This window comes from Kitasatospora sp. NPDC017646, assembly GCF_044329365.1.
Taxonomy (GTDB): domain Bacteria; phylum Actinomycetota; class Actinomycetes; order Streptomycetales; family Streptomycetaceae; genus Kitasatospora.
Window position 1 is genome coordinate 1 of sequence record NZ_JBIRJC010000053.1, and the last position, 15,247, is coordinate 15,247.

Below are 15,247 nucleotides of genomic sequence, written 5' to 3' on the forward strand. Positions count from 1 at the left end.
TTCCGAACCCGGAAGCTAAGCCTCACAGCGCCGATGGTACTGCAGGGGGGACCCTGTGGGAGAGTAGGACGCCGCCGAACAATCATTCAGAAAAGGCCCCACCCGGATTCCGGGTGGGGCCTTTTCGCGTTATGCCGCGTCAGGCCACCGCAGAATGACGTGGGTGGGTTCGTGCGCCAGGGTGTCCGGTTCCCACCGCCGGCTCCGAGCACCATGTGGCTGCCCGAGGCGTAGGCGCGGGCGCCGCCTTGGTTGCGGAGGTGCGGGCCGTGCCGCCGGTGTGCAGCCGTGCGTCGGGGAAGTCGGCACCGAGCTGGGACTCCAACCCGCGGCAGGTGGCGGCGTCCAGGGGCCTGTCCGGAGGCCCGCAGCGCCTGGTGCACCAGAGAGCGCTGGAGCGGTGGTTCGTCGTGGTCGCCGGAACAACCGGCGTCGCCGGAACCGTGGGCGCTGCCCGTGCCGTGACGGTGCTGCAGGACCATGTGGGTCACCGCGGCGTTGCCGATCGACTGTTGCAGGGCGAGGGCGGTGCCGGACCTCGGGCCCTGGCGCACCGCGCGGGTGGCGGCGGGGGCGGTGACCGGATCGGTCCGCCGCTCCGGCTGGTGGCTGCACACGAGGCCGGGTTCCGTCCTCCTTGTGGCGATTCGGTGCGTATACGGCACCGCGGGCGCCTTTGGCGCGGAAACAGCGTAAAGCTATTGCTGTACTGAGGGGACGTCAGGAGCTCATCGGGGCAGACATCGGCATCTGCGGGGGCGGTCTGTCTGCCCCCGGAGGGCCCGTCGGGCTTCCCCGGAAGGGCAGGTGCGCGGCGGGGGCGCGGTTCGGGTGGGTTGTCGACCTGCGTGCGAGCCGGTCATGGTTACCCGCGGGTAGTTGACATGGCTGCGCGGCGCGAGAGGAGATACGGGTGGGGAAGATCGCGAAGACGAACGGGCCCGCTCCGACGGAAGGGGCCCGTTGACATCCTCGGGGTGGCCGGTGCACCTTTCCGGTCCGGTTGTCCGGGGAGGGGAGGAACGACGCTTGGGGGCCGGTTCAGTTCCCCTGCCTGATGTCGCTCAACGTTCCGCTGATGTTGAGGAGTTCGTGGCAGGTGTCCGCCTGCTTGCCCGAGGCCGGAGTGCCCGGTGACTCGCAGGTCACGGTCGCCGTCACTGCCTGGTCCTCGGGGACCTGGATGGGAGTCACCCAGTGGTAGTCCTGGTTGCGGAAGGTCTCCAAGGCGATGGTGGTGATGGTCTGCTTGCCGGCCGTGATGGTCAACAGCCCCTGGTCGCCCTGGAAGTTGGCGACCACGATGTCCGTGATGTCGAACACCTTGCTGTGCGGGACCTGGTAACTGCCGGTGGACGAGGAGCCGCTCGCGGTCTGCACGTCGATGGTGGCGGAGCTCTGCCGTCCGGTTCCGGGCTCCGCCAGGCCCGGGGCGGGGGCACGCCCGCCGGTGCTCGGCTGGCCGGCGCCCGGCTTGCCCTGGCCACCGGGGGTGGCGCCGGAGGCGGCCGTGGGTGCGCCCCCGGGTGCGACGGCGCTCGGAGCCGGTGTCGCGCTCTGCTGGGCGACGGCCTGCTCGGCGGCCTGCTTCGCGGAGCTGCGCACCGCCGGGCGGACCAGGGCGAACCAGGCCAGCAACAGCGCGAGCAGCGCCGCCAGGAGGGCGATCAGCCACTTGGGGAAGATCGGCAGCTGGATGAACTCGCCGTCGAGGACCGGCCGTTGAACGGCCGGAAGGACTTCGGGCGAGGCGGGGACGCCCCTGCTGCCCGGACCCTTCCCGTCGTTGCCGTCCTGGGCACTCGTGGCGGCTGCGCTCCCGACGGCTGCCGCCTCGCCGTTGGCGTCCTTGCGGGCGTCCTTGGCGGTGGCGGCCTGCTCGGGGCCCACCGTGACCTCGAACGGCCAGGAGGCCGGCTTGCCGAACCAGATCAGCTTGCGGGCGCGGGCCTGAAGCCGCAGCTCGCCGGACTCGCCGGGTTCGAGGCGCAGCCGTTCCGGGGTCGCCCGGAACCGCAGCTCCTCGCCGGCCTGCCCGGGCGTGAGCACCACGGTGCCGGGCGCGTTGCCGAGGTTGCGCACCGAGGCCCGGTAGCGGCCGCGCAGCCAGCCGCGGCGGCGCCGGGGCGCGAGGGCGGCCTGGAGTTCCTGGAACGGCGTCACGGTGACGGTGGTCTCCGGAACCGTCACCAGCTCGGGGTGCTCCGTCGGCAGGACCCGGATGCCGAGCGGGAACTCACCGGCCCGGGCGGCGGGCGAACGCGGTGGAGCGAGGCGCACCGTCACCGTCTCGGACGTCCCCGGATAGAGCGAGACCCGGGCCGGTTCGACCGTCGTCCACGCGGCGCAGTCACCGACCACCTCCAGCGTGTACGCCTCCACGATGTCGAGGTCGTTGCGCACCGTCAGCGTCGTGGTGGCCACGCCACCGGGCGCCACCGTCAGCGCGGGCAGGCCGAGTTCGGCGGATGTGGTCATGGCGTGACGGTAGGACCGGCGGACCGTCCGCGGAGAGGGCCGTACGGGCAAGCCGTGGGCACACCCCTTGCCCGTGCGGACCGACCGACCCTGCCCGGCACTGCCGCAGGTCCACTGGAGAATGGAGAGCTCGATGACGTCGACCGAAGCACCCCGAAGCGAAGCAGTCACCACCCACCGGCCCCCGGTGGTGGCACGTTCCGGCAGCGCCCGGCCGGCCACCCCGCGCATACCGGTCCAGGCGCGCAGGCCGGGACAGATCCCCGTGGCGGTGTACGCCGAGGACCTCATCCTGCAGACCGGCGTGGTCCAACAGCTCCGCCAGCGGCCCGAGGTGGAGCTGCTGAGCGAGAGCGAGGCGGGCCGGGCGGAGGTTTCCCTGCTCGTGGTCGATGCCCTGACGGAGGCGGTGGCCGAGCACCTGCGCAGGCTGCGGCTCGCCACCTCGGGCCGCATCGGCCTGGTGGTGGGGCAGTTCGAGGCCGGCGGGCTGCAGACGATCGTCGAGTGCGGGGTCGCCGCCGTGCTTCGCCGCTCGGAGGCGGACCAGGACCGGCTGGTGCACCTCATCACCGCCCTGGCCAACGGGGAGGGCGTGATGCCGGGGGACCTGCTCGGTGAGCTGCTCGACCGGATCGGGATGCTCCAGCGCACCATGCTCGACGGGCGCGGCCTGACCCTTTCGACCCTGACGGCCCGGGAGGCCGAGATGCTGCGGCTGGTCGCCGAGGGCTTCGACACGAGTGAGATCGCGACCAGGACCTCGTACTCGGAACGCACCGTCAAGAACGTGCTGCACGAGATCATCACGCGGCTGGGGCTGCGCAACCGGGCGCACGCGGTGGGGTACGCGATGCGGCGCGGGTTGATCTGAGACGGACGGACGTCTGTCACGGACGCTCATCCGAGTCGACGTCCGAGTCGTACGTCCGCCCGAGCCGGATGTTCCGACCACGGCGCATGTCCGTCCGGGACGCCCGAACGTCCGAGTCAGTACTGTGAGACGCACGACCGTCCGAGACGCACGACCGTCCGCAACGCCCGCGAAGGCCGTGGCGGCCTGCCCTTCGGGGCACTGGTCGTTACCCCCGGCTCGGGCGCCCGGGCCCTGTTCCCGGGCGCCCGAGCCGGTGAGACTGCCGGGGAGACCGCCCCTGCCACCCTGTGAGGTCGCGCGTGACCGCCGCCACCGGCACTCCCCGCTCCCCCCGGCGGCCGGCCCGCGCCGCCGTCGCGGTGCTGCTCGCGCTCGCGGCGGCAGTGCTGACCCTGGGCTCCGCCCCCGGCGGACAGGGCGGCCCGGCCGCTGCCGCCGACGACCCGGCCGGCGGGCGGATCGTCTACGCCGGCACGAACCACCGCGGCCTCGGCCTGGTGACCGGCGCGGACACCAGCACCCCGCTGTTCGGGCCAGGCCCCGTCCACTTCGACCAGGACCCCTCGGCCCGCGGCGATGAACTGGTCTTCACCAGCCTGCGGGACGGGCCGCTGCCCCAGGTGTACCTGCGCGACGCGGCCGGCTCGCTGCGCCGCCTCACCACCGGCATGGACACCGCCCACCCCGCGCTCGCCCCGGACGGCAAGGGCGTCGTCTTCGAGGCCTTGCAGCCCAGGAAGGACGGCACCTCGCAGCACGTGCTGTGGGCGGTCGACCGGGACGGTACCGGGCTGCGCCGACTCACCGACGGCACCGCCGACGAGACCCACCCGACGGTCTCGCCCGACGGCCGGTGGGTCGCGTACGCCTGCACCGGCGAGCCGGGGCACATCCAGATCTACCTGCGGCCGTTCACCGGTGGCGCGCCCGTCAAGGTCACCAACGTGACCAGCGGGGACGCCGTCGACCCGACCTGGAACCCGCTGAACGACGACGCGCACCGCAACCAGATCGTCTACACCTGGGACCAGGGGGACAAGGGCCGCACCCTGATGCTCACCTCGCCGACCGGTGGCGACAAGGCGTTCTTCCCCGGCACCGGCTCCACCTGGAAGACCGGCTCCGCCTCCTGGCTGGCCGACGGCAGCGGAGTCCTCTTCCTCAGCGCCGACCGGCTCACCCCCAAGGCGCAGCCCCAGCAGGCCGATCCGGCGCAGCCACCGGTGGTGAACCTCTACCGCGCGCCGACCTGCGACTGCACCGACCCCCAACTCCTCTACAGCACCAACCGGTTGATCGCCACGCCGACCTGGCTCGGCCCGCAGAACGGGGGCGGACCGGTGGTGGAGCAGACCAGCGCCTCCGCCGCCAACGTGGCCGACCTCCAGGACGTCCGCCCAGACGGCGCCGACCCGCGCGACCTGGGCGTCAGCGTGCTCACGGAGGACCCGGCCGCCGACACCAACACCAATCCCGACCCGGCCGCCGACCCGCTCTTCCACCCCCGCCCCGGCTACGACCCCTGGTACGAACGGCAGGCCTACACCCCCGACGGCCGGCAGATCGTCGTCACCCGCTACGAGGACTCGCCCGTCGGCCGGATCCAACGGATCTGGCTGGCCGACGCCGACGGCTCCGGCCCGCACCCGATGAACCTCGCCGGGCGCGGGCCGACCGACCGGGACACCGACCCCTCGCTCTCCCCGGACGGCAAGCTGATCGTGTTCAGCCGCAGCACCCCGGGCAGTGGACGGGAACCGGCCCGCCCCGGCCGGATCGTGATCGCCCAGGTGGCCACGGGTGCGATCGTCGGCACCGTCCAGCCGCCGGCCGGCCGGCCCGGGGCGGCGGACGAGGAGCCCTTCTGGTCCCCCGACGGCAAGCTCATCGCCTTCTCCCGGACCGCCGTGATCAACGGCAATCCCGGCAACAAGCACATCTGGACCGTGTCCGCCGACGACCTCACCCGGCAGAACGACCTGAGCCGCACGGCCTGCCCGGGCAGTTGCAACGTCATCGACGACAGCCCCGCGTTCGCGCCCGACGGCCGCCGGATCGCCTTCAACCGCAAGGCCGGCGACGGCGGGAACAACCGGCAGGACGGAGTCGTGGTCACCACCCCGACCGGCGACGACTGCACGGTGGTCCTGCCCGCCGGGCTCGGCGCCGGCGCCTGCACCCGGCCGCTGCCGGACCGTTCCACCGGCCCCTTCCAGCCCCGCGACGTCGCCTGGACGGCCAACGGCGCCCAGCTGGTGCTCACCTCCCGGCGCGACGCGCCGCCCAGCGCACCCGAGGGGCTCAAGGTCTACGACTTCGCGACCGCCGAGCTCACCCCGCTCGACTGGCGGCTGCCGGGACGCCAGAAGGAGCCGGCCGTCCAACAGTCCGTCCACCTGACGCTCAGCGCGCCGCCCCGGACTCCGGCCGTGCCCGTCGACGGCGGCACCGACGTGACGATCACCGTCACCGACAAGGGCCCCGCGCCCTCGCCCGGCACCGTCCTCACCGCCTCGGTGCCGACCGGTGCCCGGCTCGGCGAGCTGACCAGCCCGGTCGGGCAGTGCGACGCGGCGGCGCTGCGCTGCGAACTCGGCACCCTGGCACCGGGGGCGCAGGTGCGGGTGACCGGCCGCCTGATCGGAACCCGGGCGGGCGACCAGCCGTTCGGCTGGAGCGTCACCGGGGCGGTGGTGGACCCGAATCCGGAGAACGGCTCGGCCGAGACGATCCTGCCGGTGCTGGACGCGCCCACGCCCTCGCCGACGCCGACGCCGACGCCGACGCCCTCGCCGACTGCTTCACCGAGTCCGACACCCACCCCCACACCCACCCCCGCGCCCACCCCGCCCCCCGCACCGACCATCCCGCTGCCTGCCCCCGCACCGCCGCCGCAGGCCGGTCCCGGGGTGGCGGTCGACGCCCAGCCGAACCCCGGCTACGTCGGCGGCCACGTGACCGTCAACTACACCGTGCGCAACACCGGCCAGGCCCTGGCGACCGGGCTGCGCCTGACCCTCGGACTGCCGGCCGGAGTACCCACCGAGGCGCTGCCGCCGGGCTGCCGGGACGGCAGCTGCCAACTCGCCGACCTGGCCCCCGGCGGCAGCCAGGTGGTCCGGGTGGTGCTGTCACCCGTGGCGGCCCTGGACACCACCGTCACCGCGGAACTGACCACCACCGGCACCGACGCCACCCCGGGCCCGCACCGGGCGAGCACCCCGCTGCGCATCCTGCAGCCCCGCATCGTCGCCGTGCCGCCGATCGGCAAGCCCGGCTTCGTGACCTCCGTCCGCGGCACGGACTTCCCGCCCGGCGCGCCGGTCCGCTTCACCTGGCAGCCCGGCATCACCGCCGCTGCGGCGCCCACCTACCCGAAGGCCGACGGGACCTTCGCGGGCCAGCTGCTGATCCTGCCCAAGGACGAGACGGGCCCGCGGACGATCACGGCGGACGGCCCGGGGTTCTCCCCGGTGACCACCCCGTTCCTGGTGGTGGAGGGCAGCATCGGTCCGCCGGGGGAGGTGGAGCGGCGGTGAGTCGGGAGGTGGCCCTGCGGACCGGAGCCCGGTGGGCTGGATCCGGGGGTGGCGTTGGCCGTGCCGATCCGGGACTTGCCAGGTGGTCTCCCTGTGGGCGGAGTTCGCGGAGAGGTGGGGAGGCGGTGATCCACGCGGTCGGCCTGCGGGCTGGGGCGGGTCTGGTGGGGCGCGGGGCAGGGGGCGTCCTCGAGGCGCCCGCCCGGCGCACCGGGTCGGCGGGCGGTGCCCGCCGGTGTGGGATGCGAGGGGAGGTGGGGTGCCGGTGATCCATGAGGTGGACGAGGCACTGCGGTTGCTGCTCGCGGAAGCCGGGCTGCCGGAGCGTGGGGTCGAGGTGGTGTTCGACGCGCCGACCCGGGATTTCGCGGCCCGGCGCACCGCGCCGACGGTCAGTGTGTTCCTCTACGGAATGCGCGAGGAGACGACCCGTCGGCAGGCCGGGGCCGTCGCCGAGCATGACGAGGACGGCGTGGTGGTCGGTCACCGACCGGCGCCCCGGTGGTTCGAGCTGGGCTACCTGGTGACCGTCTGGACCAACCGCCCGCAGGACGAACACCGCCTGCTGGCCGAGGTGTTGCAGTGCCTGACCGCCGTCGATGCCCTGCCCGTCCGGGTGCTCACCGGGTCGCTCGCCCGGCTTGGGCTGACTGTCGGGCTGGACATCGCCGGGCGCGACACGGGGCTGCCGTCGGTGCCCGACGTGTGGTCCGCGCTGGGCGGGGAGCTGCGGCCGTCGATCGACCTCAGGGTGTTGGCTCCGCTGGCCGGCGGGCTCAGCCCCGCGGGCCCGCCCGTCACCGAGGGGCTGGTGGTGCAGGCCCGGGACACCACCCGGGAGAGCGAGCCCGGAGGCCGCCGGCTGCGCTACCGCGACGCCGGTGACCCCGGACCGGACGGCTTCGCCGCGCCCCGCGAGCGCGCACTGCCGCCGGGCCGAAGGACCCGGGGCGGCGCGCGATGAGCCTCGACCTCGCCCCGGCCGTCAACGGCGCGCCTCCCGCCCGTGACCACCTGTGGGAACGGCTGCACCGGGTCGAGCAGCGGGTCCGGGCGGCGGTGCGCGAGCGCCGGGCCGACGACCCGGATCCGGACGACCCGTACCGGGGCCAGTACCTCGACCCGGAGGCGGTGGAGCGGATCCTGGCGTCCGCCGCCGCGACGGGCTTCGCCGGTGCGGTGGACGGCGCGTCCGCCCGCACGGTGGACGGCGCGACGGACGGTCCGGTGCCCGCCCCGCCGCCCGGTTCCCGGCTGGCCCGGATGGGCGCCGACTTCGGCCTGCTCCCGGTGGACCTCGACCTCCTGCTGGTGGCCCTCGCCCCCGACCTCGACGCCCGCTTCGAGCGGCTCTACGGCTACCTCAACGACGACCTGACCCGCCGCCGGGCCACCGTCGGGCTGGCCCTCGAACTGTGCGGACTGCCGGGGGCCGGCGCCGGCCGCTTCCGCTTTTCCGCCCGCGCACCGCTGGTCGCCGGGGGCCTGCTGGAGATCACCGAGCCGGAGCGCCCGCTGCTCTCCCGCATCCTGCGCGTGCCGGACCGGGTGACGGCCCATCTGCTCGGCGACGACGAGCCGGACGACGCGCTCGCCGGACTGGCCCGCCGGGCCGAGCCGCACACCGGAGGCGGCGCGCAGCAGTCCGTCGACCGGCTGAGTGCGGCCGTGGCCGCAGCCGCGGCGGCAGGCGGACCGGTGTACCTGCTGGACCGGGGCGGCCAGGCCGGCCCGCTGGCGGCGGCCGCCCTCGCGGCCGACGGCCGGCCGCCCCTGGTCGTCGACGCCGCCGCGCTGGCCGCCGCCCATCCGTCGCCCGGCACCGTACGGGTGCTGGCCCGCGAGGCCCGGCTCGGTGGGAGCGGGGTGGTGCTCGGACCGCTGGACCGGCTCGAACCCGAACGGCCGGAGCGGGCGGGCCTGTTGCGAGACCTGTGCGCGCAGCTGGGTTCCGTCCCGCTGATCGTGCACGGCCCGCAGGTGTGGGACCCGGCCTGGGCGGGGGAGAGCCCCGTGGTGCTGACCGTCCCTCCGCCGGACGCGCGCGACCGGGCCGGGCAGTGGGCCCGGGCGCTGGCGGCCGGCGGGGCGCCGCCGAACCGGGAGCTGACGGACGGGCTGACGGGCGAGCTGGCCGAGGCGGTGGCCGCTTACCGGCTGGACCGGGAGAAGCTGGAGCGGGCCGCCGCCGTGGCGGCCAGGACGGCCGCTGCCGAGCGCCGCCCGGTGCGGGCCGAGGACCTGAGGGCCGCCGTACGGGCGCAGAACGCCGCCGGCCTGGCCCGGCTCGCCCGCCGGATCGAGCCCGCCGTCGGCTGGGCCGACCTGGTGCTGCCCGATCCCACCGCCGGCCGGCTGCGCGAGCTGGTCCTGCGGGCCCGGCACCGCGACCGGGTGCTCGGACAGTGGCGGATGCGGCCGGGCGGCGGCCGGGGCAACGGGGTGATCGCCCTGTTCGCAGGGGAGTCCGGCACCGGGAAGACGATGTCCGCCGAGGTGGTCGCGGCGGAGCTCGGCATGGAGCTGTACGTCGTCGACCTGTCCACCGTGGTGGACAAGTACATCGGCGAGACCGAGAAGAACCTGGACCGCGTCTTCACCGAGGCGGCGCAGGTCAACGCGGTCCTGCTGTTCGACGAGGCGGACGCCCTGTTCGGGAAGCGCTCGCAGGTCAAGGACGCCCACGACCGCCACGCCAACGTCGAGACGGCCTACCTGCTCCAGCGGATGGAGTCCTTCGACGGGATCGCGGTGCTGACCACCAACCTGCGCGCCAACCTCGACGAGGCCTTCACCCGGCGCCTGGACGTCATCGCCGAGTTCCCGCTGCCCGACCAGGCACAGCGGCGCCTGCTGTGGGACCGCTGCCTGGGGCCGCGGCTGCCCCGCGGCGACGACCTCGACCTGGACTTCTGCGCCCGGCACTTCGAGCTCACCGGCGGTTCCATCCGGGCCTGCGCGGTCTCGGCGGCCTACCTGGCCGCCGGCACGGGCGCCCCGCTGGGCATGGCGCAGCTGGTCGCCGCGGTGGTCGGGGAGTACCGCAAGCTCGGGCGGCTGGTGCTGGAGAGCGAGTTCGGGCCGTGGCTGGGCGTCCTCGGTGACGCCGGGCTCGGCTGACTCCCGGCGAGTCACGCCCGGACGGCGGGGCCCTCCGGGGCGCCTGCGAGGACCAGCCGGGCTGCCCGCGGAACCGGCCGGACTGCCCGCCGGGGCAGCCGGTCCTGCCCCCGGTCCGGGCCCTCGGGACATGGTCCGTACGGCGCCCGGACCCGCAGACTCGGGGGCGAGTGATCAGCGAGTGATCAGCGAACGAACCACCGATCACCCACGATCACCCACCCATCACCCGCGAATGACCGGCGAACTGACTGGCCAGCCGAAGGAGCGCGTATGCCGTCGTACCTCACCCCGGGCGTGTACGTGGAGGAGGTCCAGTCCGGTGCACGGCCGATCGAGGGGGTCGGCACCGCCGTCGCCGCCTTCGTCGGCTTCGCCGAGGCCGGTCCCTTCCACGAGCCCACGCTGGTGACCAACTGGGACCAGTACGTCCAGCGGTTCGGCGGGTTCACCGAGGGCACCTACCTGGCGCACGCGGTCTACGGCTTCTTCGCCAACGGCGGCGGCTCCGCCTACGTCGTGCGGGTCGGCGACCCGGACCGGCAGACGGCCCCCGTCGCCGCCCCGGCCCCCGCCGTCGCCGCGGCCCCCGCCGTCGCCGCGGCCCCGCCGGTCGCCGTCGCGGGCTTCCTGTTCTCTGCCCTGCCCGGTGCGGGCGGCGAGGTGTCCGTCGAGATCGCCGACGTGGAGGGCGACAACGTCCCCGAGGACCGGTTCCGGCTGCTGGTGCGCCGGGGCACCGAGGTCGCGGAGAGCTACGACGTCTCGACCCGGAAGAACACCAAGGGGTACGTCGTCACCCAGCTGCGCGAGTCCAAGCTGGTCGCGGTCGCCGAACAGCCCGGCACCGCGCCCAGCCGCCCCGAGCGGCAGACCCACGCCCTCGCCGCCGTCCCCGCCGTCGCCCCGGGACCGGTCACGGCCCCCGCCGCCCGGCTCGACCCCGCCGAGTACGTCGGTGACGCGGCCGCCCGGACCGGCTTCTCGGGCCTGGAGGCGATCGACGAGATCACCATGGTCGCGGTGCCCGACCTGATGAGCGCCTACCAGCGCGGCGACCTCGACGACGAAGGCCTGCGCACCGTCCAGCTGGCCGTCATGTCGCACTGCGAGCAGATGGGCGACCGGATCGCCGTCCTCGACCCGCCGCCCGGCCTGAACGCCCAGCGGATGCGCACCTGGCGCAACGAGGAGGCGGGCTTCGACTCCCGCTACGCCGCCCTCTACTACCCGTGGATCAAGGTGTTCGACCCGGCCAGCGGCCGCAACGTGCTGGTCCCGCCGAGCGGGCACGTCGCCGGGGTGTGGGCGCGCAGCGACGCCGAGCGCGGCGTGCACAAGGCGCCCGCCAACGAGGTCATCCGCGGCGCGGTGGACCTGGAACTGCGGCTGAGCAAGGGCGAACAGGACCTGCTGAACCCGATCGGCGTCAACTGCGTACGGGCGTTCCCCGGGCGCGGCATCCGGATCTGGGGCGCGCGCACCCTGTCCTCCGACCCCGCCTGGCGCTACCTGAACGTGCGCCGGCTCTTCAACTACCTCGAGGAATCGATCCTCCTGGGGACCCAGTGGGTGGTCTTCGAACCCAACGACGACCGGCTGTGGTCCAGCATCCGCCGGAACATCACCGCCTTCCTCACCGAGGAGTGGCGGCGCGGGGCGCTGTTCGGCCAGACCGCGGCCGAGGCCTTCTACGTCAAGTGCGACCGCGACAACAACCCGCCGGAGTCCATCGACCTCGGCCAGGTGATCTGCGAGATCGGCGTCGCCCCGGTGAAGCCGGCCGAGTTCGTGGTGTTCCGGCTGGCCCAGTTCTCCGACAGCACGAGCCTCGTCAACGAGTGACCCGGCCCGTCCCCGTCGGCACCCAACGCATCGGAAGGTGACAGCACGCCATGGCTGAAGGCGATCCGCTCTCCACACACATATTCGGCGTCCAACTCGGCGGCTACAACGTCGAGTCCGTCAAGGAGATCAGCAACCTGACGGTCGAACAGGACGTCGTCGAATACAAGCAGGTGACCCAAGAGGGCAAACTGATCGTCCGCAAGCAGCCCGGCGCCCGGCTGCCCGGCGAGGTGACCATCACCCGCGGCCTGGACAAGAGCGGTGCGTTCACGGACTGGATCAAGGAGACCCTCAACAACGGGGCGATCAACACCGCGCGGCAGAACCTCACCATCGAGGTCAAGGACACCACCGGCGCCACCCTGCGGCGCATCCAGCTGACCAACGCCTGGGCGAGCCGCTGGGAGGGCCCCACGCTCAGCGCGGGCGAGTCCAGCGCCGCGACGGAGACCGTGACCATCGTGTTCGAGGAGATCAGCGTCGAATGAGGCGGAAGATCGGCCTGGACGAGCTGCTGGAACGGGCCCCCTCCCAGGGCCCGGTGCCGGGCGCGGTCCAGGGTGCGGGTCCGGTCCAGGGCCAGCAGGGCGCCGCCTCGCAGCCCGGGCCGGCGGCGCCCCGGGTGCGGGCGCCGCACACCGAGTTCGAGTTCGAGCTGCCGCTCGGCTACGTCGACGACGAGGGCACCGTGCACCGCCACGGCGCCATGCGGCTGGCCACCGCCCGGGACGAACTGATGCCGCAGATCGACCTGCGGGTCAAGGAGAACCCGGCCTACCTCAGCGTGGTGCTGCTCAGCCACGTCATCACCAGGCTGGGCGACGTCACCGACGTGCACGCCGGGATCGTCGAGCGGATGTACGCCACCGACGTCGCTTTCCTCCAGGACCTCTACCAGCGGATCAACAGCGAAGGCCACACGCGCGCCGCCGTGACCTGCCCGCACTGCGACGGCGCCTTCGAGGTCGACCTCGCCGGTGGGCGCCTGGGGGAATCGTGACGTACGCGACTGCTCGGCTGTACGAGGAGATCGCGTACATCGCCTACCACTTCCACTGGCCGCGCGAGGACCTCCTCGACCTGACCCACCGTGAACGCGGGCAGTGGGTGCGCGAGATCGCGCGCATCAACTCCCGTGTCAACGAAGGTGGGTGAGTGGGGTGGGCGTGCGGGACTGGATCGGGCGGCGGCTTCGTGACGGCGGTGCCGGGTCCGATGGTGCCGGGTCCGAGAGCGTCGGTTCCGGTGGGGTGGCCCGGTCCGGCGGGACCGCCGGTGCGGGCGAGCCCGCGACCCCGGCGGCCAGGCGGCCGCCGGGGGCCGGGGGCTGGCGCGCGGTGACGCCGCTGGTTCCGACCCTGGCCGGGGCGGGGCCGGGGGTCAGCGACGGCTTGAAGTTCCGCTCCCGGCTGGCCTCCTGGCAGGACCCCTCGCTCTGCGGACCGCTCGGCCATGCGGTTCTGCCGTCGGCGCCGGTGGGCATCCTGCGGGCGGTGGCGGCGCCGGGTGGCCCGGCTACGGCCGTCGGGGGCGGGGAGGAGCTGGTCCTGCCGGCCGGCGGTGGCGGCGCGGTGGGGGAGAACGAGGCGGCGGGCCCGGAAGGGGCGGGGGAACGGCGGCAGGCGCTGCCGGTCCAGCGGACCGTCCGGGTAAGGCGGTTGCCGGTGCGCGCTGGGCGAGCCCGGGTCGAGGGCGGTGCGGCGACACCGGGTGCTGTGGGGCAAGGCCCGTCGCGGCCTGCGCCGTTGACGTCCGACGTGCCGAGGCCCGCTGTTCCACGGTCCGGCGCGCCGGCGCCCGCTTCGGCGGGGACTGCCGCGCCGGAGGGCAGCGCGCAGGCGCCGGGCACCGCGACGCCGGACGCGGGCGCGGCGTCCTCGCGCCGGAGCGACGTGGTGCGCCGGGCCCAGCCGCACTCCGTGCGGCCGCGTCCCGTCAGCGGTCCGCTGATCGTGGCACGACGCCCACCGTTGTTGTCCGTGCGCCAGGTGGCGGCCGTCCCGGGGCCGGGCAGGGCGAATGATGTCGTCACCGAGTCACCGAGCCGGGGGACCGACTCGCCGCCGCCTGCGGCCGTGACGATCGAACCGGCCGGCAGGGCGCGCCCGTTCGTCAGCGGCGAGGCTGCCGCGCCCGCGCGGAGCGGGTCGGCCGAAGGGGTGGTTCAGCGGGCCCCGGCGGCCGGCACTGACGCGCCTGCCCGTCCGGTCCTCGGCGCGCCCCTGACCGCGCTGCCCGCGAGCGCCTCACCCGTGGCCGCCGTCGGCATCCAGGCCACGGAGGGAGCACCGGGCGCGCCGGCCATGCCCGTCGTCCGTCCCGCTGCGGAATCCGCCGGTCCCGAGGCAGGTGGGCCTGACCGCCCACGGGAGCCGCGGACTCCCCACCCCGAGCGTCGGCCGGTCGGCGGCCTGCCCGTTCAGCGCACGTCGTCCCAGGCCGCTGATGCCGTCCCGCGAACCCCGTCGTCGCCTGCCCCTGTCCGCACACGCGGGGGCCTGGGCGCGCCGCTCGACGCACTGCCGCCGACGGCGGCAGCGCCGGGCAGCACTGCTCCGACGGTCGACGGGCGCCGACCGGTCCGGCGTGTCATGGGCCCGATGGCGGGCGGCACCGCGGGCCGGAACCCCGGCAACTCGGCGGAGCGCAGCGCGCCGCCGGTCGGCGAAGAGGCACGGGTGCAGCGCGCCGTCCCGCGGGGCTCTGGTCCGGTGGACCCGACCTCCGTGCCGCGTGCGGAGCAGAGCGGCCCTGACGCGCCGCAGCCCGTCAACGGGCCTGGGCGGGAAGCTCGCCTGCCGGAGCCGGTCGGGAATGGCGGCGGCCCGAAGGTCCCGGTGGCGGCTCCCGCGCGTCCGGCCGCAGGCGGCCTGGGCGTTCAGCGAGCCGTCGAACTCACGGGAAGGAGGCGCGGGTTGATCGGTGACCGCCCGATCCCGGTCGCCCTCGCCACGCCGACGGCACCCTTCGCGGGCAGCACCACCGCTCCCACGGCCTCCCGCCCGGCAGCCTCGCCGCCCGTGGTCCCGGCGGTCTGGCCCAACGCGCTCGCGTCCCGCGCGGATGGAGAACCGGCCGAGGCGTCGGCGGGGAATCCCGGCGATGGCCGAAGGGACGGGAGCGCCGCTGCTCCGCAGCGCCGGGGGCCACGCCGCACATCGAGCGCGGGGGAGAACCGCACGACCGGCGGGCACCCGGGTCCGCAGGGGAGTTCGGCGCGGCTCGGCGGGTCGGCAGCCGCAGGGGCGGCGGACGACTCACCCGGCCCGGGGGCCGCAGGTACCGTGCAACGCCCACGTGCCTCCCGTGCAGTCGAACGCGGCACCGGTCGGACGGCTGCCGACCGTTCTGTGGTGCGGGGGAGTCCGGTGCCGTCCGGTGCCCC

General features: G+C 74.7%; 10 protein-coding genes and 1 rRNA gene. 9 read left to right on the forward strand and 2 right to left on the reverse strand.

Annotated features, from left to right (window positions below; translation table 11 throughout):
- Positions 1-80, forward strand: a 5S ribosomal RNA gene (gene rrf / locus ACH4J0_RS38250); the annotation flags it as partial.
- Positions 81-139: 59 nt separating this feature from the next.
- On the opposite strand, the gene ACH4J0_RS38255 is transcribed toward rrf, so the two are convergent.
- Together ACH4J0_RS38255 and ACH4J0_RS38260 are read right to left on the reverse strand one after the other, a co-directional pair.
- Positions 140-325, reverse strand: a complete 186-nt coding sequence (locus tag ACH4J0_RS38255; protein ID WP_396245804.1) for a hypothetical protein — start codon at positions 323-325, stop codon at positions 140-142.
- 716 nt (positions 326-1,041) lie between these two features.
- Complete coding sequence (locus ACH4J0_RS38260) at positions 1,042-2,478, reverse strand: hydrolytic protein (RefSeq protein WP_396245805.1); 1,437 nt, start codon at positions 2,476-2,478, stop codon at positions 1,042-1,044.
- Positions 2,479-2,611: 133 nt separating this feature from the next.
- Here ACH4J0_RS38260 and ACH4J0_RS38265 point away from each other — a divergent pair, with 133 nt between their 5' ends.
- The 8 genes from ACH4J0_RS38265 to ACH4J0_RS38300 all read left to right on the forward strand — a co-directional run bounded on the left by ACH4J0_RS38265 (position 2,612) and on the right by ACH4J0_RS38300 (position 13,017).
- The gene (locus tag ACH4J0_RS38265; RefSeq protein ID WP_396245806.1) at positions 2,612-3,352 is read left to right on the forward strand and encodes a LuxR C-terminal-related transcriptional regulator; all 741 of its coding nucleotides are present in this window, start codon (positions 2,612-2,614) and stop codon (positions 3,350-3,352) included.
- A gap of 302 nt (positions 3,353-3,654) precedes the next feature.
- A complete protein-coding gene (locus ACH4J0_RS38270) occupies positions 3,655-6,894 on the forward strand; it encodes a hypothetical protein (protein ID WP_396245807.1) in 3,240 nt (1,079 codons plus the stop codon).
- A 265-nt stretch (positions 6,895-7,159) separates the two neighbouring features.
- Complete coding sequence (locus tag ACH4J0_RS38275) at positions 7,160-7,858, forward strand: DUF4255 domain-containing protein (RefSeq protein ID WP_396245832.1); 699 nt, start codon at positions 7,160-7,162, stop codon at positions 7,856-7,858.
- A complete protein-coding gene (locus ACH4J0_RS38280) occupies positions 7,855-10,014 on the forward strand; it encodes an ATP-binding protein (RefSeq protein ID WP_396245808.1) in 2,160 nt (719 codons plus the stop codon). Before ACH4J0_RS38275 ends, ACH4J0_RS38280 begins: the two co-directional genes overlap by 4 nt.
- Positions 10,015-10,287: 273 nt before the next feature.
- Positions 10,288-11,859 carry a phage tail sheath family protein gene (locus ACH4J0_RS38285; protein WP_396245809.1) on the forward strand — a complete coding sequence of 524 codons (1,572 nt, stop codon included), beginning with the start codon at positions 10,288-10,290 and terminating at the stop codon, positions 11,857-11,859.
- A 50-nt stretch (positions 11,860-11,909) separates the two neighbouring features.
- On the forward strand, positions 11,910-12,350 hold the full coding sequence (locus ACH4J0_RS38290) for a phage tail protein (protein WP_030290301.1): 441 nt from the start codon (positions 11,910-11,912) through the stop codon (positions 12,348-12,350).
- Entirely contained in the window at positions 12,347-12,862 is a 516-nt protein-coding gene (locus tag ACH4J0_RS38295; protein ID WP_396245810.1) for a hypothetical protein, read from the forward strand. Before ACH4J0_RS38290 ends, ACH4J0_RS38295 begins: the two co-directional genes overlap by 4 nt.
- On the forward strand, positions 12,859-13,017 hold the full coding sequence (locus tag ACH4J0_RS38300) for a DUF6760 family protein (RefSeq protein WP_396245811.1): 159 nt from the start codon (positions 12,859-12,861) through the stop codon (positions 13,015-13,017). The genes ACH4J0_RS38295 and ACH4J0_RS38300 overlap by 4 nt, the downstream gene beginning before the upstream one ends.
- Positions 13,018-15,247: the final 2,230 nt, after the last annotated feature.